Annotated in this window: 18 protein-coding genes and 1 pseudogene; 9 read left to right on the top strand and 10 right to left on the bottom strand. The window is 65.2% G+C overall.

Annotated features, from left to right (window positions below):
* Both QM712_RS22640 and QM712_RS22635 read right to left on the bottom strand, forming a co-directional pair.
* A pseudogene (locus QM712_RS22640) lies at nt 1–279 on the bottom strand (hypothetical protein); the annotation flags it as partial.
* A 37-nt stretch (nt 280–316) separates the two neighbouring features.
* Complete coding sequence (locus tag QM712_RS22635) at nt 317–1,609, bottom strand: adenylosuccinate synthase (protein WP_415025361.1); 1,293 nt, start codon at nt 1,607–1,609, stop codon at nt 317–319.
* Between the two features lie 425 nt (nt 1,610–2,034).
* Between QM712_RS22635 and QM712_RS22630 the strand changes: the two genes are divergently transcribed.
* Nucleotides 2,035–2,970, top strand: coding sequence for a DMT family transporter (locus QM712_RS22630; RefSeq protein ID WP_415025360.1), 936 nt, complete (start codon nt 2,035–2,037; stop codon nt 2,968–2,970).
* Between the two features lie 153 nt (nt 2,971–3,123).
* The gene (locus QM712_RS22625; protein ID WP_415025359.1) at nt 3,124–7,578 is read left to right on the top strand and encodes an MFS transporter; all 4,455 of its coding nucleotides are present in this window, start codon (nt 3,124–3,126) and stop codon (nt 7,576–7,578) included.
* Nucleotides 7,579–7,605: 27 nt separating this feature from the next.
* Here QM712_RS22625 and QM712_RS22620 read toward each other — a convergent pair whose 3' ends face one another.
* Complete coding sequence (locus tag QM712_RS22620; RefSeq protein ID WP_415025362.1) at nt 7,606–7,995, bottom strand: DUF1330 domain-containing protein; 390 nt, start codon at nt 7,993–7,995, stop codon at nt 7,606–7,608.
* Nucleotides 7,996–8,100: 105 nt separating this feature from the next.
* Here QM712_RS22620 and QM712_RS22615 point away from each other — a divergent pair, with 105 nt between their 5' ends.
* Complete coding sequence (locus tag QM712_RS22615) at nt 8,101–9,036, top strand: DMT family transporter (RefSeq protein WP_415025358.1); 936 nt, start codon at nt 8,101–8,103, stop codon at nt 9,034–9,036.
* Between the two features lie 251 nt (nt 9,037–9,287).
* On the opposite strand, the gene QM712_RS22610 is transcribed toward QM712_RS22615, so the two are convergent.
* Nucleotides 9,288–10,973 carry a methyl-accepting chemotaxis protein gene (locus QM712_RS22610; protein WP_415025357.1) on the bottom strand — a complete coding sequence of 562 codons (1,686 nt, stop codon included), beginning with the start codon at nt 10,971–10,973 and terminating at the stop codon, nt 9,288–9,290.
* Nucleotides 10,974–11,236: 263 nt separating this feature from the next.
* On the opposite strand from QM712_RS22610, the gene QM712_RS22605 reads away from it, so the two are divergent.
* From QM712_RS22605 to QM712_RS22585, 5 genes are all read left to right on the top strand, one after another.
* Nucleotides 11,237–12,280 (top strand): C-terminal binding protein, encoded by a 1,044-nt coding sequence (locus QM712_RS22605; protein ID WP_415025356.1) that lies wholly within the window; start codon nt 11,237–11,239, stop codon nt 12,278–12,280.
* Nucleotides 12,281–12,368: 88 nt separating this feature from the next.
* On the top strand, nt 12,369–13,709 hold the full coding sequence (locus tag QM712_RS22600; RefSeq protein WP_415025355.1) for an ABC transporter substrate-binding protein: 1,341 nt from the start codon (nt 12,369–12,371) through the stop codon (nt 13,707–13,709).
* Between the two features lie 161 nt (nt 13,710–13,870).
* Entirely contained in the window at nt 13,871–14,827 is a 957-nt protein-coding gene (locus QM712_RS22595; protein ID WP_415025354.1) for a carbohydrate ABC transporter permease, read from the top strand.
* Nucleotides 14,820–15,716 carry a carbohydrate ABC transporter permease gene (locus tag QM712_RS22590; RefSeq protein ID WP_415025353.1) on the top strand — a complete coding sequence of 299 codons (897 nt, stop codon included), beginning with the start codon at nt 14,820–14,822 and terminating at the stop codon, nt 15,714–15,716. Before QM712_RS22595 ends, QM712_RS22590 begins: the two co-directional genes overlap by 8 nt.
* 85 nt (nt 15,717–15,801) lie before the next feature.
* A complete protein-coding gene (locus QM712_RS22585) occupies nt 15,802–17,157 on the top strand; it encodes an esterase-like activity of phytase family protein (protein ID WP_415025352.1) in 1,356 nt (451 codons plus the stop codon).
* Nucleotides 17,158–17,228: 71 nt separating this feature from the next.
* Here the strand turns inward: QM712_RS22585 and QM712_RS22580 are convergent, their stop codons facing one another.
* The 6 genes from QM712_RS22580 to QM712_RS22555 form a co-directional block, all read right to left on the bottom strand.
* On the bottom strand, nt 17,229–18,056 hold the full coding sequence (locus tag QM712_RS22580) for a TonB family protein (RefSeq protein ID WP_415025351.1): 828 nt from the start codon (nt 18,054–18,056) through the stop codon (nt 17,229–17,231).
* Nucleotides 18,056–18,505, bottom strand: a complete 450-nt coding sequence (gene exbD, locus QM712_RS22575) for a TonB system transport protein ExbD (protein ID WP_415025350.1) — start codon at nt 18,503–18,505, stop codon at nt 18,056–18,058. Before exbD ends, QM712_RS22580 begins: the two co-directional genes overlap by 1 nt.
* A 3-nt stretch (nt 18,506–18,508) precedes the next feature.
* Nucleotides 18,509–19,291 carry a tonB-system energizer ExbB gene (gene exbB, locus QM712_RS22570; protein WP_415025349.1) on the bottom strand — a complete coding sequence of 261 codons (783 nt, stop codon included), beginning with the start codon at nt 19,289–19,291 and terminating at the stop codon, nt 18,509–18,511.
* 27 nt (nt 19,292–19,318) lie between these two features.
* On the bottom strand, nt 19,319–19,834 hold the full coding sequence (gene hutX, locus QM712_RS22565) for a heme utilization cystosolic carrier protein HutX (RefSeq protein WP_415025348.1): 516 nt from the start codon (nt 19,832–19,834) through the stop codon (nt 19,319–19,321).
* Between the two features lie 27 nt (nt 19,835–19,861).
* Nucleotides 19,862–20,194: an antibiotic biosynthesis monooxygenase family protein gene (locus QM712_RS22560; protein ID WP_271574811.1), complete on the bottom strand. Its 333-nt coding sequence runs from the start codon at nt 20,192–20,194 to the stop codon at nt 19,862–19,864.
* Between the two features lie 98 nt (nt 20,195–20,292).
* Nucleotides 20,293–22,635 carry a TonB-dependent hemoglobin/transferrin/lactoferrin family receptor gene (locus QM712_RS22555; RefSeq protein WP_415025347.1) on the bottom strand — a complete coding sequence of 781 codons (2,343 nt, stop codon included), beginning with the start codon at nt 22,633–22,635 and terminating at the stop codon, nt 20,293–20,295.
* Nucleotides 22,636–22,887: 252 nt separating this feature from the next.
* Between QM712_RS22555 and hemP the strand changes: the two genes are divergently transcribed.
* The gene (hemP, locus tag QM712_RS22550; protein WP_415025346.1) at nt 22,888–23,094 is read left to right on the top strand and encodes a hemin uptake protein HemP; all 207 of its coding nucleotides are present in this window, start codon (nt 22,888–22,890) and stop codon (nt 23,092–23,094) included.
* Nucleotides 23,095–23,099 lie beyond the last annotated feature (5 nt).

Genomic DNA, 23,099 nt, shown 5'->3' with positions numbered 1-23,099 from the left:
CCGGCGGAACGCATCGCCGCTGCCGCTGGGGCGCGGGCCGCCCGAGCGGGAGGCCTCGCGGGCGCGCTGGGCAGCTTCCGACTCGACCTTGCGGACGGCCTCTTCCAGCGACAACCGCTCGCGGGTGATCTCGGATTCGGACAGCGGGGGCTGCACGCTGCGCAGCTGCGCGATCAGCGCGGTGCGCGCGCGCTCATAGAGCGCGCGACGGCTTTCGCCGGGAGCGTTGGGGTCCAGGGCGGCAATAGCGCGGGCGATCAGCGGATAGTAATCGGCCATTTCAACTCAACTATACGCGCGTCCCGGTAAGAGATCGTTAAGCCTCAAACGGATTTTGCACCAGGATAGTATCCTCGCGTTCGGGGCTGGTGGAAAGCAGCGCGACGGGGCAGCCCACCAATTCCTCGATCCGACGAACATATTTGATCGCCTGGGCCGGCAGGTCGGCCCAGGACCGCGCATTGGCAGTCGGCTCCTTCCAGCCTTCGATGGTCTCCCAGATCGGCTCGACCCGGGCCTGGGCCCCCTCGCCGGCCGGCAGATGGTCGATCTCCTTGCCGTCCAGCCTGTAGCCGATGCAGACCTCGATCGAATCGAAGCCGTCGAGAATGTCGAGCTTGGTCAGCGCCAGGCCGTTGATGCCGCAGGTGCGGACGGTCTGGCGGACCAGGACGGCGTCGAACCAGCCGCAGCGGCGCTTGCGTCCGGTATTGACGCCGAACTCGCGGCCGCGGCGGCCGATCTCCTCGCCGATCTCGTTCAGCAGCTCGGTCGGGAACGGCCCCTGGCCGACCCGGGTCGTGTAGGCCTTGCAGATGCCGAGCACGTAGCCGACCCCGTTCGGGCCGAGGCCCGTTCCGGTCGCGGCCTGCGCCGCCACCGTGTTGGACGAGGTGACGTAGGGATAGGTGCCGTGGTCGACGTCGAGCAGCGCGCCCTGCGCGCCTTCGAACAGGATGCGCTTGCCCGCGCGCCGCTCGATGTCGAGCAGGCGCCACACGGTCTCCGCGTAGGGCAGCAGTTGGGGCGCCAGCGCGCTCAGCTCCTTCAGGATCTCCTTGCCGTCGAATTCGGGAAGGTTGAGGCCGCGGCGGAGCGCGTTGTGATGGGCCAGCAGGCGATCGATCTTGTGCGGGAGCGTATCGAGATCGGCCAGGTCCATCAGCCGGATCGCGCGGCGGCCGACCTTGTCCTCATAGGCAGGCCCGATGCCGCGGCGCGTGGTGCCGATCGCGGTCGCGGCGTTGGACGATTCGCGAAGCGCATCGAGCTCGCGGTGCAACGGAAGGATCAGGGTGACGTTCTCAGCAACGCGCAGATTCTCCGGACCGACCGCCACGCCCTGGCCGCGCAGCTTGGTCACCTCGTCGAGGAAGGCCTGCGGATCGAACACGACGCCATTGCCGATCACCGACAGTTTGGACTGGCGCAGCACGCCGGACGGGAGCAGCGCGAGCTTGTAGGTCGCGCCGTTGATGACCAGCGTATGGCCCGCATTATGGCCGCCCTGGAAACGCGCGACGATGTCGGCCTGCTCCGACAACCAATCGACGATCTTGCCCTTTCCCTCGTCGCCCCACTGGGCGCCGACGACGACAACATTGGCCATTCGCGGGTAATCCCTATGCAAACTGTCTCTAAGAGGCATGATCCTCGCGGAAAACCGGTGCCGACTCTTCCGGGATCATGCCTGCGCCCAGCCCAATCCGCGGCCGGGGCCGCTCGCACGCGAGGCAGCCAACCGGATAAAGGAAGCGGCCTCTCTAGGCAAGCAAGAACGGGGCTTTTTGACGGCCTGAAACGGTATCCAAGCCTTTGATATCCCCTGAAAATCCAGAAAGCTTCCAGGCCATCGCGGCCGCCTCGGGCACGACATGGGCTGCCACATCCGCTGTTGCATGGTGCCGATGCATCGCCACCCCGTTGATGCAGCCGCGTTTTCCGTGTCTTTGAGCGGGGCCGGGCTCTGAGCCGGCCCGGACGTCGCCGGGCCGGGGCCTTTGGCGTACTCCATGCGGGGCCACCACGATCACAATGTCCGCCACCGGCCAGACCACAGGCGCCGAATCGCCCGGCCACAACTGGATCGCCAACCAGCCCTATCTGCTGCTCGGCATCACCGCGCTGTGCTGGGCCGGCAACGCCATCGTTGGACGGCTCGCCGCCGGCCATATCCCGCCCGTCACGCTCTCCTTCCTGCGCTGGACCTTCGCCTTCCTGCTGGTGCTGCCGTTCGCCTGGAAACACCTGGTCCAGGACTGGGGCGCGATCCGCAGCAGGCTCGGCCTCATGACCCTGCTCTCGATCACCGGCATCGGCGCCTTCAACACGCTGCAATATTGGGCACTGGAGCACACGCAGGCGCTCAACACGCTGCTGCTGCAGTCGGCCGCGCCCCTCGTGGTGGCGCTGTGGTCGCTCGCCATTCTCGGCGTCCGCCTCACCGCGGCGCAGGCCTTCGGCGTTATGCTGTCGATGTGCGGCGTGCTGACGATCCTGCTGCACGGCGACTTCACCACGCTGTCGAACATCGAGTTCAACAAGGGCGACCTGATCTTCCTCGTCGCGCTGATCATCTTCGCGCTGTATTCCGTGCTGACCTTGAAGCGCCCGCCGATGCACGGCCTGTCGTTCCTCGCCTTCACCTTCGGCGCCGGCGCCGCCTGCCTCATCCCGCTCGAGATCTGGGAACTGTTCGCGCGTCCCGTGATGAAGCTCGACCGAACGAATCTGCTCACGCTGTTCTACGTGTCGGTATTCCCCTCGGCCCTCGCCTATCTCTGCTTCAATCGCGGCGTGCGGCTGATCGGGGCCAACCGCGCCGCGCCGTTCTTCCATGTCGTGCCGGTGTTCGGCTCGATCATGGCGATGGCGTTCCTCGGCGAACATCCGCAAGCGTTCCATTTGATCGGCTTCGCGCTCGTGCTATCCGGCGTGTTCGTCGCCTCGCGGAAGCAGGCGGCGGCCTGACCACTCGGGGAACTCGCGCGCGACCACAAGCCGCGCGCGCTCGTCCCCCTCCCGCCTTGACGCATCCGCCCATATCTGCGGTGCTTGCGTAAACCAGATTGCTCGCGACTTTCGCCTCCGCTTCCGGCGGCATTATTTTGAACGTGGAATATTGTGAATTTCTTCAGTGACATTCACCACCAGGCCGAACGAAACCTGGTCGAGTGTTTCGAGCAAACCGTTGCAGCCTTCTCCGAACGTCCGGCGCTGATCTCCGAGGGCTTCAACCTGACTTACGGCGAGCTCGACGTCGTATCGAACCGGCTTGCCAACGCGCTGCTGGCGATCGACGCCACCGAGCACAGCCGGGTCGCCGTTCTGATGCGGCACGACACGCCGATGGTCGCGTCGACGCTGGCCATCATCAAAGCCCGCAAGATTGCAACGGTCCTCAACAACAGCTTTCCGCCAGAACGTCTGCGGCTCACCCTCGACGACGCCGATGCGTCGATCCTGCTGACCGACCGGCACAATGCGGCGCTCGCCCACGAGATCGCGCCGCCGGGTTGCAGGGTCAGCCTCTGCGAGGATCACTTCCTGGTCGGCCCCGCAGACCCCGTCAGCATGGCGCGCGATCCCGGGGACATCGCCTTTCTCGCCTACACGTCGGGAACGACGGGACGGCCGAAAGGCGTAATGCTGTCACATCGGATGATCCGCCGCTGCGCGATCGCGTATTCCGACGTGATGAAGTTCGCGCCGTCCGACAGGATCACCCTGCTGGGATCGCCGAGCGGCGCGCAGGGCGTCTACACGATCTGGTGCGCGCTGTCGCACGGCGCCGCGCTCTGCCCTTACCCCATCATCGAAAAGGGCCTCGCGCATCTGCCCGCCTGGATCGACGAGCGCGGGATCACCGTCTTCATCTCGTCGGCATCGGTCTGCCGCGACCTGCTGCGATCGATCTCGCCGGCCACCCGGTTCGACGGAGTTCGCGCGATCCGGCTCGCATCGGAGGGGATCACCGACCGCGACGTCGAATCCTGCCGGCAGCATTTCCGCCCCGACTGCCAGTTCCTGCACTCGCTGGCATCATCCGAATCGGGCGTCATCGCCCTCAACAGCTTCCGGCTCGACGCTCCGGTGCCGCCCGGACATCTGGCCGTCGGACAGGTCCTGCGCGGCATCGCGGTGCGGCTGCTCGACGAGCAGGGCCAGCCGGCCGGCGTGAACGAGGCCGGCGAGATCATCGTGAGCGGACGCTATATCGCCAGCGGATATTGGCGCGACCCGCAACTGACCGCCGAACGCTTCGGCACGGAGCCAGGCGACGGCGAAACCCGGAGTTTCTTCTCGGGCGACCTCGGACGGATGAACGGCGCGGGTGTCCTCGAGATCATCGGCCGCGCCGACAACCGCGTGAAGATCCGCGGCAACCGGATCGAGATCACCGAAGTCATCGACACGCTGCGCGATGTCGCGGGCGTCGCGCTTGCCACCGTGTGCACCGACCGCACCGATCACCCCAGGCAATTGCTGGCCTTCGTGGTGCCGAGCGAGGGCAACGCGCCGTCCAGCAGCGAATTGCGAACCGCGCTCCGCACCTCGCTGCCCGAATACATGGTGCCGTCCCGCTTCGTCTTCCTGCCGAGCCTTCCGCTGACGCCGCACGGCAAGATCGACTACGCAACGCTGCGCGGCATGGCGGAAGACAATCGCGGCACGGGCGTACCGGAAGCACCGCAGTCCGCGACCGAGCGGCTGCTCTGCGACATCTTCCGCGAGACCTTCGCGATCGATGCGATCGGCGCCGGCGACGACTTCTTCGACCTCGGCGGCGATTCCCTGACCGCGGCGATCATCGCCGCCAGGATTCACGCCGTGCTGAAGGTCGAGCTCAACCTGCGAAGCTTCATCGCGCACCCCACCGTGCGGGACCTGGCCGGAGCGATCGACAATCTGCTGACGCTGCCGCCGGCTCTCGATCTGGACATTCGCCCCGTTGCGCCCGGCGGCGATTCTCCGCTCTCCTTCTTCCAGGAGCGGATCTGGAAATACTCGCAAAACCTGGCGAACGCGGCGGGCTACACGATCGGCAAGCGCTATGAGCTGGCCGGCCCGCTCGATGTCCGCGTGCTGGAAGAATGCCTGACCTATATCAGCGGCCGTCATGAGATCCTGCGGGCGACCTTCGTCGAAAGCAACGGCCAGCCGCGCCAGCGCATCGCGCCGCTGACCCGCTTCGATCTTCCCGTCTTCGACCTCAGGCACGCGAGCGCCCCGACGGAACACGCCGAGCGCGCCTACCAGCGCGAAGCCACGCGCATCTTCGACCTGGAATCGCCGCTGATTCACTTTTCGCTGGTGCGGACCGGCGAGGAGGAACATCAGCTTCTCTGCGTCAGCCACCATATCCTCTCCGACGGCTGGTCGTGGAAGCTGTTCGTCAACGAACTCGCGATGCTCTATACCGCCGGCATCAAGGGCGAAGCCTTCCCGCTTCCCGCCAGGGCGGAGCTGCAATACAGCGATTTCGCGGTCTGGCAGCGCAAGGAAGTCGAAAGCCGCAGCGATGCGTTCGAGGACCTGCTCCAGGCTTGGCGCCTGAGACTCGAGGGCAGCCACAGCGTGGCACTGCCGTTCTCGCGCGAGACGGCGGCGACGGACACACGCCATATCGACGGCGTGCAGGCCTATACGCTCGACGCCGATTGCAGCGAGCAACTGAGCCGCATCGCACATGGCAGCCAGGCGACATTCTTCACCTTGCGCCTGTCCGCGCTCGCTCTGCTCCTGACGGCCGAAACCGGCGCGACGGATCAGATCGTCGGCGCCTATTTCTCGCACCGGAACACGCTGTCGCGCCAGCGCATCTTCGGCTTCTTCGCCGACATCACGATCCTTCGCCTGTCCTGCCCCGACCTGTCCGAGACCTTTCCGGCCTGGCTCGAAACCGTGCGCGACCGCACCGCCGATACTTTGGCGAATTGCTGGCTTCCGCACGAGATGCTGCACGACATGCTGCGCCAGCGCGGCGTCGAACTTCCCGACATCCGCATGATCCTGTCCGTGACCACGCCGTGGGAAACCCAGAGCTTCGGCGGGATCACGATGAAGCACATCGAGAAGCTGCGCGAAAAGGCGCAGTGGGGCTTTACGCTCTATTGCGACGAGAGCGTGCAGCAGCACAGGATGGAAGCCGTCTTCGACGCCAAGCTCCACGATCCAGACAAGGTCCGGGATTTCGTCGACCGCTACATCGCCCTTTTGCGGGCGATCGCCTCGTCGCCCGAAAAGACGCTCGGCGAACTGCTTGCCCAGGCGGGCGTCACGCCCAAGCCGATCGTTCCACCGAAACCGAAGACCGAGCCCGCACCCGCGATCGAGCCCCGACCGTCGCGGCGCGCGATCGCGGCCATCGCCATCGGCAACGCGATCGAATGGTTCGACATCCTGATCTACGGCTTCCTGGCCGTGACATTGGCTGGCGTGTTCTTTCCGGCGGACAATGAGACGATATCGCTGCTTCTGGCGCTCGGCTCGTTCGGCGCCGGCTATCTGGTGCGGCCGTTCGGAGCGGTCATTCTCGGCAACTACGCCGACCGTCACGGCCGCAAGGCCGCGCTGACGATCTCAGTGCTGCTGATGTGCGCCAGCGCGCTCGCGCTCGTGCTCGTGCCCGCCTACGCGACGATCGGAGTAGCAGCCCCGATCATCGTCACGCTGGCGCGGCTGGTCCAGGGTTTCGCGGTCGGCGGCGAATTCGGAAGCGCGACGGCGTTGCTCGCCGAGCAGAGCCCGCGACGGCGCGGCTATTACGCCAGCTGGGTGACGTCCGGACAGGGGCTTGCCGGCGCGATGGCCTCCACCTGCGGGCTCGCCCTGTCGACATTGCTCGATCCCGCGCAACTGGCGGAGTGGGGCTGGCGCGCCGCCTTCGCGTTCGGGCTGATCCTCGCACCGGTCGGCTGGTACATCCGTTCGCGCCTGGTCGAGCCCGCGGAATTCGTGCGGACACCGAAATCGGAATCTCCCGCGCGCGAGGCCGTCACCAACCATTTCGGCCGGCTGCTGGTCGCCTTCGCCGCGGTGATCGTCAACACCAACGCGAACTACATCCTGCTCTACATGCCGACTTTCGCGGTCAAGGAACTGCACCTGCCGCAGTCGATCGGATTTGCCGCGACGCTCGCCGGCGGCCTGGTGGTCGCGTTCGGAGCCCCTGTTGCGGGCTGGCTCTCGGATCGTGCGGGACGCGTCCACCTGATGACGATCACGGCGGCGCTGTTTGCGCTCACCGCCATCGCCTGCTTCAGCTTCGTCACCGCGATGCCGTCGTTCGGCTCGATGATGCTGATCGTCGTCTGGCTCAACCTCGTCAAGGCCTTCTACGCCGGGCCGCTGCCCGGATTCATGGCCGATCTGTTCCCGACCCGCATCCGCAGCTCCGGCATCTCGATCGCCTACAGCCTGTCCGTTCCGGTCTTCGGCGGGCTCACGCCGGTCTTCGTCGCATGGCTGATCTGGACCAGCGGCAGCGTGCTCGCGCCGGCTTACTACCTGATGCTCTCGGCGCTGATCAGCCTGGTTGCGCTGGTCTTTGCCCGGCGGACCTTCAAGATGCCGTAAGGCACGCGCTGCGATGTGCGCCGCGCGCTATCCCGTCCTGAACTTGCTGTACGCCTCGCTGGTGGCGATGATCACGTGCTCGGCACAGCCGTTGCGACGATGGGTGTCGGCCGCCGTTTCGTAGGCCTCCGACGTCATCATGTCGAGGAAGGCCGCGACCGAGGGGTAGTAGACCAGCGCGACGAAGTCCCAGTCGTTGCCGTCGTGCGGACCGAGCGCGATCGCCTTGGCTTCGCCGGTCCAGAGCAGCGTGCCGCCGCGCGCCTTGATCATCGGCACGGTGATCGCGCTGTAACGCAGATAGGCATCCCAGCCGGATCCGTCGCCGTCGCGCGACTGCGCGTGGAAACGCATCAGATTCAGCATCACCACCGGCGCCTTCGGATCGAGCTGCTCGAGGCCCTTGATGTTCAACATATTGACCGCCAACGGCGCCTCCTCGGTTGATGCCTGCATTGTAGCATTGCGGCAGCGTGACTTGTGTCACGACGGCAATCCGGCGCAAGGTCCTATGTGACGCCAATGACGATTGCATCGCCCGCGCCACCAGCCTCGAATCCGGCCAGTTGGCTCAACAACCAGCCCTATCTGCTCTTGAGCCTGAGCTCGCTGTTCTGGGCCGGCAACATCGTGCTCGCGCGCCATGTCGGCGCGCATGTGCCGCCGTTGACCTTGACGACGATCCGCTGGTTCGGCGTGTTCCTGATCCTGCTGCCGTTTTCCTGGCCGCATCTGAAGCGCGACTGGCCCGCCCTGCGCGAGAGCCTGCCGCTGATGCTGTTCCTGTCGCTGGTCGGCTTTGCCTTCAACAACGCGATCTCCTACTGGGCCCTGCAATACACGGAGGCGCTGAACGCGCTGCTGATCCAGTCGGCCGGTCCGCTGTTCGTGGCGTTGTGGTCGCTGATCCTGTTCGGCGTGCGGCTGACCGGTGCGCAGCTTGCCGGCATCGCGATCTCGCTCGCGGGCGTGATGATCATCATCCTGCACGGCGATTTCGCCGCGCTGGCGAGCATCAGCTTCAACAGGGGCGACATCATGTTCGCCTCCTCTCTGGTCGCATTCGGGATCTATTCGGCCTTCATTCCGCGCCGGCCCAAGGTTCATCAGCTCTCGTTCCTCTCCTTCACCACCTGCTGCGGCGCAATGATGCTGGTGCCGACGGCGATCTGGGAGGGATGGAGCGGCCGCGTCCTGCAGTTCGACACGTTGACGCTGGCGACGCTGAGCTACATCCTGATCTTCCCGTCCACGCTCGCCTATCTCTTCTTCAACCGCGGCGTCGCGCTGATCGGCCCGAACCGCGCCGCGCCGTTCTTCCATCTGGTGCCGGTGTTCGGCTCGGCGATGGCGATCGTGCTGCTCGGCGAGAAGCTGCAGCCGTTTCACCTCGTCGGCTATGCGCTGGTGCTCGCCGGCGTCGTGATCGCCTCGCGGCAGGGGTCAGCGGTCAAGTAGATTCGCGGAGCGGACCGAGGAGCTCTCGCACGGTTCAGCGCACAAGCAGGTCGTCGCAGAGCCGGGATCGGCTGCCGCAGGCTCCGGTTCTGCAACGCATCACTTGCGTGCTGCGCTCGGGGCACGAGCCATGGGGGCAAGGCCGCGCGCGCCCGCCATCAACTCTCGCGAAGAACAGACATCGCGAACAAAAGAGAAAGGTGGGCACGGCGCTCGCGCGCCCTGCCCACCTGATGCATTCAAGCGGATGTCTAGGCCGCGCGAACCTTGGCGAGGAAGCCGTCGACCGCGCTGCGCAGCGCGCCGGACTGGTTGTCGAGCTCGCGGGCATTGGTCAGGACGTCCGTGGCCGCGGTTCCCGTGGCTTCCGCGGCCGAGGTGACGCTGCCGATATGGGCGTTGATCTCGCTCGATCCCGCCGCGACCGACTGGATGTTGCGGGCGATCTCGCGGGTGGCCTCACCCTGCTGCTCGATCGACGCGGAGATGCCGGCCGTGATCTCGCTCATCTCGGCGATGGTCTGGGTGATGCCGGCGATGGCCGCCACCGCGTCGCTGGTCGAGGTCTGCATCGCCACGACCTGGGCCGAGATCTCCTCGGTGGCCTTCGCGGTCTGGTTCGCGAGCGCCTTGACCTCCGACGCGACCACGGCGAAGCCGCGACCGGATTCGCCGGCGCGCGCCGCCTCGATAGTGGCGTTGAGCGCGAGCAGGTTGGTTTGCGCCGCGATGGAATGAATGAGCTTGACGACCTCGCCGATCTTCTCGGCGCCGCTGGAGAGCTCCTGCACCGTGGCGTTGGTCCGCTCGGCATCGTTGACGGCCCTGCTCGCCACTTCGGTCGAGCGCGTCACCTGGCGGGAGATTTCAGTGACCGAGCTCGACAGCTCCTCGGCAGCGGCGGCGACCGTGCCGACATTGCCGGAGGCCTTCTGCGAGGCCGCACCGACGGTCGCAGCGCGCGACGACGCGTCGCTCGCCGTCGCGGTCATCGACTGCGCCGTCGACTGCATGCCGGCAGCGGCCGAGGAGACCGAGCGGACGATGCCGTTGACGCTGCGTTCGAAGTCGTTGGCGATATCCTCCATCGCGGTACGACGGTCCGCGGCGGCGCGTTCCTTCGCCGCAGCGTCGGTCTTCTCGAGATCGCGGATACGGACTGCATTGTCCTTGAAGATCTGGACGGTCGAAGCCATCGCACCGACCTCGTCGCCGCGACCGACGCCGGGGATTTCGCCCTCCAGCTTGCCGTCGGCGAGCTCCTTCATGCGGTTGCCGAGCTGCGCCAGCGGACCGCTGATGCTGCGGCCGAGCAGCCAGGCGACGCCGCCGGCCACGATGACGATGGCGAGCATGGCGAGGCCGAGCGACCAGAACACCGGCGCCATCTTGGCGTCGATGTCGTCGAGATATGCACCGGTGCCGAGATACATGTCGAGGCCGGGGACGGACACGGCATAGCCGATCTTGCGGATCAGGCCGTCCACGCCCGGCTTCGCGTACTCGTAGGTCAGCAGGATCGAGCCTTTGGTCTTGGCGCCGTCCATGAGCTCCCAGGACAGCTTGCGGCCGTTGGTCAGGACGTCCATCCGGTTGGTGCCGATCTGCTTCGGATCGGGCGCGAGCTGGGTGATGCCGTCATAGGACGTGCCGAACAGGTAGCCCGAGCCGTTGTCATACGTCATCGAATTGCCGTAGCGGCGAAGATCCGCCATCGCGGCGTCCTTGGTGATCTCGCCGGCATCGACGCGCTTCTTCAGCGCGAGGGCATAGTTGCGGCCCATTTCCACGATCGCCTTGGCCTGATCGATGCGCGCATTCACCATTTCGCGCTTCATCAGGTAGCCGGCGAGGAATCCGGCGACGCACAGGCCGAACAGGGTGACGCCGACGAGGATGCCAAGCTTGGGGGCGATCTTCAGGTTGCTCAACTTCACGAGGTGGCTCCGGAAATGGGGGATAACGAACACACGGGTGAAACGATAAGATTTGATTCAACCTTTAGTGGGTGACCCATTAGCAACCTGTTACGAAGGCCCCCGTAGAAGCCCGGAGAGACGCGCGAAAACTTGCGGACAAACCGTCTCACCGGCAACCGGGAATTGTACGCACTTACCTCGATTTCGCGTAAAAGAGGCAAAGGCCCGCCCAAGAAGGCCGGGTCGCAACAAGAACCGACAAACCAAATCGGGAGCAGGAAATGCCGAAATACAGGGTGGTGACGCCGAAGGGCGCGAGCTTCACGGTCGCGGGCAGCGACTACTCCTTTGAGCGTGAGGCACTCGATCCGATCGACGCCGAGATCATCGAGGCGCCGGCCAACGAGGCCGAATTCATCGCCGCCGCCAGGACCGCCGACGCCATCTATGCCAAGGGTATTCCGATCACCAAGGCCATCATCGACAGCCTGCAGAACTGCAAGGCCATCACGCTCGGATCGGTCGGCGTCGACAGCGTCGACGTGAAGGCCGCGACCGCGCGCGGCATCCCCGTCACCAACATTCCCGACACCTTCATCGAGGAGGTCGCGGACCACGCCATGACCCTGTTGCTGGCCGGCTTCCGCCGCCTGGTCGAGCAGGACCGGATGGTGCGCACCGGCCACTGGGCCGAGGGCCGACCGGCGCTTTTGAAGATTCCCCGCCTGATGGGCCAGACGCTCGGCTTCATCTCGTTCGGCCGCGTGGCGCGTGCGGTTGCGAAGCGTGCCGCACCCTTCGGTCTGCGCATGATGGCCTACGACCCCTTCATCCAGGAAACGCTGATGTACGACCACGGCGTGATGCCGGCGACTCTGAACGAGGTGCTGTCGCAATCCGACTTCGTCTCGATGCACGCGCCCGCCCGCCCCGAGGTGCATCACATGCTGACCGAGAAGCACTTCCGGCAGATGAAGAAGGGATCGATCTTCATCAACACCGGACGCGGCGCCACGGTGGACGAGGAAAGCCTGATCAAGGCGTTGCAGGAGGGCTGGATCGCGCATGCCGCCCTCGACGTGCTGGAGACGGAACCGCCCTCGCACAACAATCCCATCCTCAGCATGGAGAACGTGACCCTGACCGCCCATGTCGCCTCGGCCTCGGCACGGTTCGACGAGGCACGCAAGCGCCGGGTGGGCTACGAATTGTCACTGGTGCTTCAGGGCATGTGGCCGGTAAGCTGTGTCAATCCGTCGGTGCTGCAGGACACCGCGCTCCGCCGCTGGCAGCCCGTCAGCATGGATCGCGGACCGAACAGCTAGGCGGACGGCGCGCAAAGGCGTCCGAGACCGGAACGGCCCTTCACCGGCGAACAACGCCGGGAGGGGAGACATATCAAGGGAGGAACTGATGAGGAACGACATCACACGTCGTGATGCCTTGGCGCTGGGCCTGTCTGCCGCAGCGCTCGCCACCACCGGTGCTGCAGCGCAAACACCGGGATCGCAGATCAAGGCCGCCGACGTTGCGGCGCCCAACCTGCCGATCGAGAAGGGCGCGAGCCTGCGCATGCTGCGGCCCGTCCGCTTCGTCCAGCCCGACGAAGACGTATTCCGCGCCAACGCGAAACGCTTCACCGACAAGACCGGCGTCGAGGTGAAGGTCGATTTCGTCGGCTGGGAAGACATCAACCAGCAGACCGCGGTGACTGCGAACTCCGGGGCCGGCCCGGACCTCATCATCGGTTTCGGTGACGCACCGCATATCTATCTCGACAAGCTGATCGAACTGACCGACGTCGCCGATTATCTCGGCAAGCGTTACGGCGGCTGGCTGCCGCTGGCGGAGAACTACGGCAAGCGCGCCAAGACCAACAGCTGGGTCGGACTGCCCTTCGGCGCCACCGGCGGCCCGCTGGTGTATCGCAAATCGATCATCCAGGCGGCCGGCTTCGACAAGGTGCCGGAAGACCATGCCGGCTATCTCGACCTTTGCCGCAAGCTGAAGGCGGCCGGCAAGCCGGCCGGCTTCGCGCTCGGCAACGCGGTCGGCGACGGCAACGGCTTCGCCAACTGGCTGCTGTGGTCGCACAACGCCTCCCTGCTCGATGACGAAGGCAATATCTGCATCAACAGCAAGGAGACGATCGCGGCGCTGAAATATCTGAAGGATCTCTATCCGACCTTCATCCCGGGCACCCCGTCCTGGAACGACGTCAGCAACAACCGCGCCTATTCCTCGCAGGAAATCTCGCTGACGGCGAACGGCGTCTCGCTCTACTTCTCGCTGAAGAACGACCCCGCGACCAAGGCGATCGCCGACGACACCGAACATCAATTGCTGCCGAAGGGCCTCGCCAAAACCTCGCCGATGGCGGGCCTGACCATGAACGCCATGGTGTTCAAGCACAGCCAGTATCCGAATGCCGCCAAGGCCTTCCTGATGTTCATGCTGGAGCGGGAACAGTACGATCCCTGGCTGACCGCCAACAGCGGATACTGGGCACAGCCGCTCGCGGCCTACGCCGATTCCGCGGTGTGGCAGAGCGATCCGAAAGTCGCGCTGTTCAAGGACACGATGGTGAGCCCCTATTTCAACGGCTACAAGGGGCCGATCTCCACGGCGACCGGCGCGGTCAACGCCGACTACGTGCTGGTGCAGATGTGCGCCGCGGTCGCAACGGACGCCTCGACGCCCGAACAGGCCGCCGCCGAAGCCGAACGCCGCGCCAAGCGGTACTTCCGCAGGTAGCAAGCACAGCGACCGTCATTGCGAGGAGCACTTGCGACGAAGCAATCCAGACTGCCACCGCAGAAGCAGACTGGATTGGCTCCGCCTTCAAGGCTTCGGTGAACCAGCCGCTTCGCTCGCAATGACGGTGTGGTGACATTTCAGACAGGACGCCGACCCCGATGTCCGTGACCACTCTTTCATCTGCTCCTTCGGCGTCGCGGCAGCCGTCCTGGCTGGTGCGGCTGTTCGACTACAAGCCGTTCCTGATCGTGATGTGCCTCGCACCCGCGATCGGCCTGCTGGCCGTCTTCCTCACCTATCCGCTGGGGCTGGGCATCTGGCTCGCCTTCACCGACACCACGATCGGCAGAAAGGGCGTTTTCGTCGGGATCGAGAACTTCCAGTATCTGCTCACCGATCCCCTGTGGTGGAATGCGGTGTTCTACAGCGTGTTCTATACGGGCATCGCGACCTTCGGGAAGTTCGCGCTCGGGTTCTGGCTCGCGCTGCTGCTCAACAACCATTTTCCCTTCAAGAGCCTGCTGCGCGCCATCGTGCTGCTGCCCTGGATCGTGCCGACCGTGCTCTCGGCGCTGGCATTCTGGTGGATCTACGATCCGCAGTTCTCGATCATCTCCTATCTGCTGGTGGACGTGCTGCACTGGCGATCGAGCAACATCGACTTCCTGGGCTCGCCCTGGCCGGCGCGCTTCTCGCTGATCGCCGCCAACATCTGGCGCGGCATTCCCTTCGTCGCGATCTCGCTGCTGGCGGGACTGCAGACCATCTCGCCCTCGCTGTACGAGGCCGCGATGCTCGACGGCGCCAGCGCCTGGCAGCGCTTCCGCTACATCACCTTCCCGATGATGATGCCGATCCTCGCCATCGTCATGACCTTCTCGATCATCTTCACCTTCACCGACTTCCAGCTCGTCTACGCCATCACCCGCGGCGGCCCGGTCAACTCGACCCATCTGCTGGCGACGCTCGCCTTCCAGCGCGGCATCGCCGGCGGCGAGCTTGGCGAAGGCGCGGCGATCGCCGTGTCGATGATTCCGTTCCTCGTGTTCGCGACGCTGTTCTCCTATTTCGGTCTCGCGCGCCGCAAATGGCAGCAGGGAGAGAGCAATGACTGACACCGTCGCGCAACCCTCGACCGCGGCAAAGGCGGCGCCGGACACCATGGCCTGGGATTCCGGGCTGCGGCGGCTGATGATGATCTATTTGCCGCTCGGCTGCTTCGTGCTGATCCTTCTGTTCCCGTTCTACTGGATGGCGATCACCTCGTTCAAGCCGAACGCGGAACTGATGAACTACAAGGACCACAACCCGTTCTGGATCACCTCGCCGACGCTCGCCCACATCAAGCACCTGCTGTTCGAGACCGCCTATCCGCGCTGGCTGTGGACCACGATGTGGGTCGCGATCGGCTCGACCACGCTGTCGCTGATCGCAAGCACGCTTGCGGCCTACGCGATCGAGCGCCTGCGTTTCCGCGGCAGCCCCTATGTGGGCCTCGGCATCTACCTCGCCTATCTCGTGCCGCCGTCGATCCTGTTCATTCCGCTCGCGACCGTAGTGGTGCAGTTCGGCCTGTTCGACAGCCCGCTGGCGCTCATCCTGGTCTATCCGACCTTCCTGGTGCCGTTCTGCACGTGGCTGCTGATCGGCTACTTCAAGTCGATCCCCTACGAGCTCGAGGAATGCGCACTTGTCGACGGCGCGACCCGGCTCCAGATCCTGCGGCGGATCACGCTGCCGCTCGCCGTGCCCGGCCTGATCTCGGCCGGCATCTTCTCCTTCACGCTGTCCTGGAACGAATTCATCTATGCGCTCGCCTTCATCCAGAGCGGCGCCAACAAGACCGTGCCGGTCGCGATCCTGACCGAGCTCGTCACCGGCGACGTCTACCAATGGGGCGCGCTGATGGCGGGCTCGCTGCTCGGTTCGCTTCCGGTCGCGATCTTCTATTCACTGTTCGTGGACTATTACGTGTCCTCGCTCACCGGCGCGGTCAAGGAGTAACCGGCCGCCGCGACGTTTGGCCCGGCTTCACAATACTGCAATATGCCATCCGCATAAGGCGTGCGTCCGCCAACAGGAGACGCACATGCGCGCGACTTTTCTCAGCACCGTCGCAACGATCATTCTCATTGCGAGCCCCGCGCTCGCGCAGAGCGAAGGCGAATTCCCGGCCAAGCTCGCCGGCCACGTCGTCATGCCGGCCGCCACCTTCATCGACGCACCGGCCGATGCGCCGGCCGATCTCAAGACTTCCGGCAAGTACACCACGGGCAAGCGCGTCGAGGCGCTCGGCACCGTGATGGGCAAGTCCTACGAGCGCCCGACCGGCCTCTCGCTGCCGTTCAAGGGCCAGCCGCTGCAGGGCCATTCCGGCATCAAGACCATGCCCGACGGCACCTTCTGGGTGATCACCGACAACGGCATGGGCGCGCGCGCCAACTCGATGGATTCGATGCTGTACCTCAACCGCTACAAGATGGATTGGGCGAGCGGCAAGATCGAGCGCGAGGAAACCGTCTTCCTGCACGACCCCGACAAGAAGGTGCCGTTCCGCATCGTCCACGAGGACACGCAGAAGCGCTACCTCACCGGCGCCGACTTCGACACCGAAGGCTTCCAGATCGTCGGCGATACGTTCTGGATCGGCGACGAGTTCGGCCCCTATGTCCTGAAGGCCGACAAGACCGGCAAGATCCTCGGCGTGTTCGAGACGATCGCCGACGGCAAGCCGGTGCGTTCGCCCGACCACTGGGCGGTCGCGACACCGGGCGCGCCGGGCCAGACCTACACCAACGTCAACCTCCGCCGCTCCAAGGGCTTCGAGGGCTTTGCGTCCTCGAAGGACGGCAAGTTCCTGTACGGCCTGCTCGAAGGGCCGCTGTGGGACGCTGACAAAAAGGACTGGGAGAAGGTCGACGGCAAGGAAGCCTCCCGCATCCTCGAATTCGACGTCGCCGCGGAGAAGTTCACCGGCCGCTACTGGCAATACGTGTTCGAGCAGAACGGCAATGCGATCGGCGACTTCAACATGATCGATCCGACCAGCGGCCTCGTCATCGAGCGCGACAACGGCGAAGGCACGTCCGACAAGGCCTGCCCGCAAGGCCAGCGCGGCGAGAACTGCTTCCCCGACATCGCCAAGTTCAAGCGCGTCTACAAGATCGAGATGTCGGACGCCAATGTCGGCAAGCCCGTCCGCAAGATCGGCTATATCGACCTGATGAAGATCAAGGATCCCGACAAGAAGGCGCGCAAGCCGCTCAATGACGGCGTCTACACCTTCCCGTTCTTCACCATCGAGAACGTCGATCGCGTCGACGAGACCCACATCATCGTCGGCAACGACAACAACCTGCCGTTCTCGTCCAGCCGCGATCCGAACAAGGCCGACGACGACGAGTTCATGCTGCTCGAAGTCGCCGACTTCCTGAAGGCCAAGTAACCTGCGAAGGCCAAGTAACCTGCAACACCCTCCTCTCCCGCCCCGCGGCGGGAGAGGAGTTCGCGACTTCTCTAATTCCCGAACCGTACCCCGACGTTGATCGGGATCGTGGCATAGGTGATTTCGGATGGCACCGGCGGGAACGGCTGCGCCTGCCGCAACATCGCCATGGCCTGAGCGTCGAGAACCGCGACGCCCGAAGAGCCGCCGAGACGGCTGGACAGAACCTGGCCGCCGCGCCCCAGCGTGAAGCTCAGCTTGACCACGCCCTTCTGACCATTGGCACTCGACGGATATTGGTGGAAGCGCATGAGATGCGCGCGGACGCGCTGGTAGTAGGTCGCCATGGCCGAGGCCACCGTGCCGGCATTGACGGCGGAGGCCAGCGGGGCTTCGCGCTCGGCACGCGGCGGCGCGCTCGTGCGCGGCGCCGGCATGGCGTCCGACGGCTTCCTCGCGTCGGGGCGCACCACCTTCGGCTTCGCCGGAGCCGGCTTCTCGACAGGGGCGATTTTCGCCGGCTCGGGCTTCGGAGGACTTGGCTCGAGCTTCTGCTCCGGCGGCGCCACCACGTCCGGCTTTTCCTGCGGCGGCGTCGGCGGGAGCGTCTCCTCGACGACCTGCTGCTGCACCGGTTCCGGCGGCGAGGCGTCCGCCTGCTGCATGACCGGTCCCGGCGCGATGTCGAGCGGAGTCGCCTGCGGCGCCGATGTCTCCGGGGTCATGTCGATGAGGATGGCGGGCATGTTGACGCCCTCGTCCGGCACCTGCTTCAGCCAGCCCATCGCGAGCAGCGCGGCGCCGACATGCAAGGCCACGATCACCGCCGCCGACACGCTCCAGCGCGTCGTCTCGCGTTCGCCGAGCGGTTGGTGCAGGGCAAAGGCGTTGGCGGCCATCAGCTGCGTCCGTCGAGGCCGACGAGCGCGACCTTGAGATAGCCGGCATTGCGCAAGGTGTTCATCACCTCCATCAGGTCGCCGTAGCTCACCGCCTTGTCGGCGCGCAGATAGATGCGCTCGTCCTTGCGACCCTTGGTGATCCCATCGAGGGATGTGCCGAGCGCCTCGCGGCCCACCACGTCCTCGCCGACGGCGATCGACAGGTCCGGCTTCACCGTCACGAAGACGGGCTTGTCCGGACGCGGTGCCGGCTCGGCCGCGGTCGCCGGCAGCTCGACGCCGATGTCGACGGTCGCGAGCGGCGCGGCCACCATGAAGATGATCAGGAGCACCAGCATCACGTCGATGAACGGCGTGACGTTGATCTCATGGGTGACATCGAGATCGCCGGGATCGCCGCGCGACCCGCGCCGCAATGCAGAGCCTGCGCCGAGCTTCGCGGCCATGGCCTACTCCGCCGCCCGCGCCAGGCGGAAGTCCCTGTTGTCGCGCTGGCGGCTCACCAGCAGCATCAGTTGCGCCGAGGCATCGCCGAGCAGCGCGCGGTAATTGGCGATGCTGCGCACGAGCTGATTGTAGATCACGACGGCGGGAATCGCGGCGACGAGGCCGAGCGCGGTCGCGAGCAGCGCCTCGGCGATGCCGGGGGCAACCACCGCGAGGCTGGTGGTGTGGCTCTCCGAGATGCCGATGAAGGAATTCATGATGCCCCAGACCGTGCCGAACAGGCCGACGAAGGGCGCGGTCGCACCGATGGTCGCGAGCACGCCGGTGCCGCGCGCGATCTGCCGCGACATGGCCGCTTCGACCCGCTCCAGCCGCAGCGCCACCCGCTCCTGCAGGCCGTCGTCGAGAATGCCGCCGGAGAGCTCGGCCTCCTTGGCGCAGGACTGGATGAGCTGCGCGACCGCGTCACGGGCCTCACCGGCCCGCTCCGCCGCCGCCGCCAGCTTGATGTTGCCTTCGAGCTCGCGCGTCCGCCGCAAGGCCAGCGAGCTCTTGCGGCGCAGCTCCACGGTCTTCGCCAGCCACACGGTCCACGTCACGAACGAGGCGCAGGCGAGCCCGATCATCACCGCCTTCACCACGATGTCGGCGCTGACGAACATGCCCCAGGGCGACAGATTGCGCGGCAGCAACGCTTCGTCGGTCGCGGCAAAGGCGGGCACCGGCGCCAATGCGGTCAGGACGACGTATCCGATCATGTGCCGAAGCCTGGACTTGCTGAGCATCCCGATCTCCCGACAGGCAGAAAGAAGTTACGCGGCGGGCTGGGCCGCGACCCGGTCGGCAAGCTGCCGGAACCGCGCAAGCTGGTCCGCACGCAGCGCCCGGGTCTCGTCGCGCCCGACGAACACCTTGAACATGATGCCGCCATCGGCATTGACGAAGGCGACGAAGGCCGAGGTCTTGCCCATGAAGGGGCGCTCGACGAAGGCGACGGCCGCGCAGCGCTCGTGGCGCAGATGGCCGTGCAATCCCTTCGGCTGCATCAGGTTGAAATAGCCGCGGCCGATCTCACCTGCCGGAATCGGACCGGTGAATTCGAAGATCGCATCGTCGGTGTGCACGATCAGCGTCACCTCGCCCCATTCGGCGATGTCCTGCATGGCGGCGGCAAAGTGCTCGCCGCCACCGATGCGCGCCATGGACGACGGCAGCGCCTCGATCACGGCGCGCGGGGAGACCTTGCGCTCGCGCGCCACGTCCTCGATCACCGCGCCGGGATTGTCGGCCATGTGGGCCCTGAGATCGGCGAGATCCGTGCTCAACATGTCAGTCTCCTCTCGTTCGAGGCCGCCTCAGGCGGCCGCGGCCTTGCGCTCGCTCTGGATTACCTCGAAGCCTTCGAACTTGGGATGGCCGAGATAGAGGCTCTCGCCGGTCCTGTTGTCGGCGCGCGCATGGGCGCGGCGGAATTCCTCCGAACGGGTCCAGGCCTCGAACGCCGCCTTGTCGACCCAGGTGGTGTGCGACGAATAGAGCGTGTGATCTTCGGCCTCGGGGCCCTTCAGGAGGTGAAACTCGACGAAGCCCGGCATGCTGCCGAGATAGGATTCACGCGTGGCCCAAACGGTCTCGAACGCGGTCTCCGCGCCCTTCTTCACCTGGAAACGGTTCATGGCGATGAACATGTCAAGTCTCTCCTTCTCATCAAAACGACAAACGCGCCGAAGCCGCGTTGGAGCATCAACGCGGCCCGGCAGAGGTTGATGGTTTTCAGCGGTAGCGCTTACGCTCCTCCGAAGTGAATCTTGAGGCCGGCCTTGTAGACCCTGCCCGGGCCCGGGCTCGACCACAACGCGTCGTTCTGCGTCGTGCCGTCCGCTGAGCTGCCGGGAATGGCATAGGGCCGGTAGTACTGATTCAGCAGATTGTCGATCGAGGCCGAGAACACGATGTCCTTGGTCGCATTGTAGGTCAGGTAGAGGTTGACCAGCTCGTATCCGGTCGACGGCAGATAGCCCGCGGGCACGTCGTTGTTGGGACCGTACGAGGCCCACTGCGCCGTCAGGATCAGGGTACGGTCGAGCAGGCGTACACCACCGGTCGTGACGACCTTGCGCGGGGTGATGGTCGCAAGCCCGATATTGGTCGCGGTGTTCTTGCCCTGGATGTAGTGACCGGCGACACCGACGAACCAGCTGCCGGCATCGTACATCGTCTCGGCCTCGAAGCCCTGGATGCGGGCATTGGCGATGTTCTGGTACTGGTAGTATTGAGGGTACGAGCCGAAACCCGGGAATGTCACGAACCCGAACGAGACGGCGTCGATGTAATCGCTGACGTCGTTGCGGAACAGGTTGATCTTGCCGCGGAACGAGTCGGACGCGGTGAAGATATTGTCGTATTTCAGGTTGATGCCGACTTCCTTGTTTTTGCCGACCTCGGGACGAAGATTCGGATTGGGCAGGAAGCAGAACACGCCGGCGGTGCCGTTGGGACAGGTGAACAGGGCCGGTCCGCCACCCGTCGCATGCGCGCCCGAAATCACCGTCTCGGTGATCGACGGAGCACGATAGCCTTCGGCGTAGCTGACATAAGGCTGGAAGCCCGGGACCGGCGTCACGCCGAGGGTGATCTTGGGCGAAAAGCGATCGCCGCTCGAATTGGTGGTGCCGGACTGCAGGTTGTAGCGGTCGTAGCGGATCGCACTCACCGCCTCGAACCAGGTGTTGTAATTCTGCTTCAACTGGATGAAGCCGCCCGACACAGTGCGGATGCCGCTCGGCGTCGTGATGTTGGAGTTGCCGCGGCTGTCGGTCGTGATCACGTCGTCCTGGAACGCATCGGCACCATAGGTGACGGCATTGCGCCAGTCGCCGACGTTGAAGCGCGTGGTGTTGTTGGCATCAAAGCCGTAGGTGTCCAGCGTGTAAGCACGACCGGTCCCGACGCAGCCCGAAATGTTGTTTCCGAGACCGCCATTGCAGTACGTCGTGGGAGAGCCGTAATCGTAGGTCTTGGTCTGGTCGTTCTGGGTGCGGTTGCCATAAACCGACACGTGCGAGTCGAACAGGTTGTCGCTCGGCAGCGAATAGTTCCAGGTGACGATACCCGTGTAGTTTTTGGCATCGGACGCGTAGACGGACGAGCCGCGGTTCAGCGCGATCAACGCCGGGGTCGTCGTCGGACCGCGATTCATCTGACCGATACTGTACTGATAGTCCTGGAACACGGCGCCGAACTTGACCTCGTGACCGAGGGCCGGCCGCACCGTGAGCTTCAGCAATCCAGCCTCGACCTGATTGCCGGTGTTGCCGATCTCGGTGCCGTTGCCGTCTTTGTAATTGCCCTGCGTGCGGTAGACCGCGCCGCCGAAGATATCGACATCCGGCGTGGCGCGCACGCCGCCGAACACCGAGCCGAGACCGCGGTTGTTGTTGGAGCCGTAGGAGCCGCTGAGGTCGACGCCCCAGCGCTCGCCGGGACGCAACACGTCGTTGATGTCCTTGGTGCGGAACGAGACCAGGCCGCCGATCGCGCCGGAGCCATAGATGTTGGCGGTCGGGCCGCGCACGACATCGACGCCGCCGATCAGTTCAGGATCGAGGAAGAAGGAGCCGTTGGCGTTGTGGCCGGTGCGCTGATAATTCTGCCGCGCGCCATCGACGACCACGGCGACGCGGCCGAAGTCCTGCAAACCGCGGACATTGATGACGGTCGCGGGATCGTCGCCGCGTTCCTGGAACGACACGCCGGGAACGCCGTATAGGACGTCGGACAACCGGTTCGGCTGAAGTCCCTGGATCTTGTCGAGCGTCACGGTGCTGACCGGCGCGAGCGCATCGATGGCGCGCTCCTCGGTCTTGGTCGCGGCGACCGTGATGGTGTCGAGCGTCTGAACGGGCGCAGTGCCACCGGCCTGCGCACGGGCGTTCATGACGTCGGGAGTGGCCTGCGCCACCTGCGGCTTGGCTTGCTTGCGCTTGGTCTGCTTCGGACGTTCCGACGATGCGCGTTCGGACTGCGGCTCGGCGGTCTGCGCGAGGGCGCTGTCCGTCATCATTGCCGCGATGGAAACCACAGACGCGCCCAAAATCAGGGCGCGCGAATACCTAGCCCCGTCAGCCATATCACCCCAGCCTGCACTTAACTTCGTTGGTTGGCTGGCGTGCGTTCGCAACGCGAACGGCTGGCTGGCTGATTTTCTCTAGTCGCGGAAATATTACCCCGCCGTCATGATTGGTTACGTGCCAATGTTCCGACGGTCAATGACGTCAGGTTGCAGTTTATATCGATTGTAAATTGCCGCCGTTGGAATGCGCCTCGCGCCGCCTATACAAGCAGGCAGCATCCGCAACCTCGAAGGCGCGTCACCTCAACAATGTCAGCAGCATCCGGAGACAATATCGGCGGCGCGGCGGGGCCGGCAGGAAGCCCTTCTGCGGCAACGAGAACCGTGACCGTGCGCGGCAGCAGGATCGACAGCCGCGAGCTCTTCGCGACCGAGCGCGAGCTGATCATCGCCCATGGCGAAGAGGCCTACCGCCTGCGCCTGACCTCGCAGAACAAGCTGATCCTGACGAAGTAGCCTAC

Source organism: Bradyrhizobium sp. (assembly GCF_047605465.1).
In the GTDB taxonomy this organism is placed as follows: Bacteria; Pseudomonadota; Alphaproteobacteria; order Rhizobiales; family Xanthobacteraceae; genus Bradyrhizobium.
Note: the sequence above shows the minus strand (reverse complement) of the source record. Positions and strands in the feature narration are given on the sequence as shown.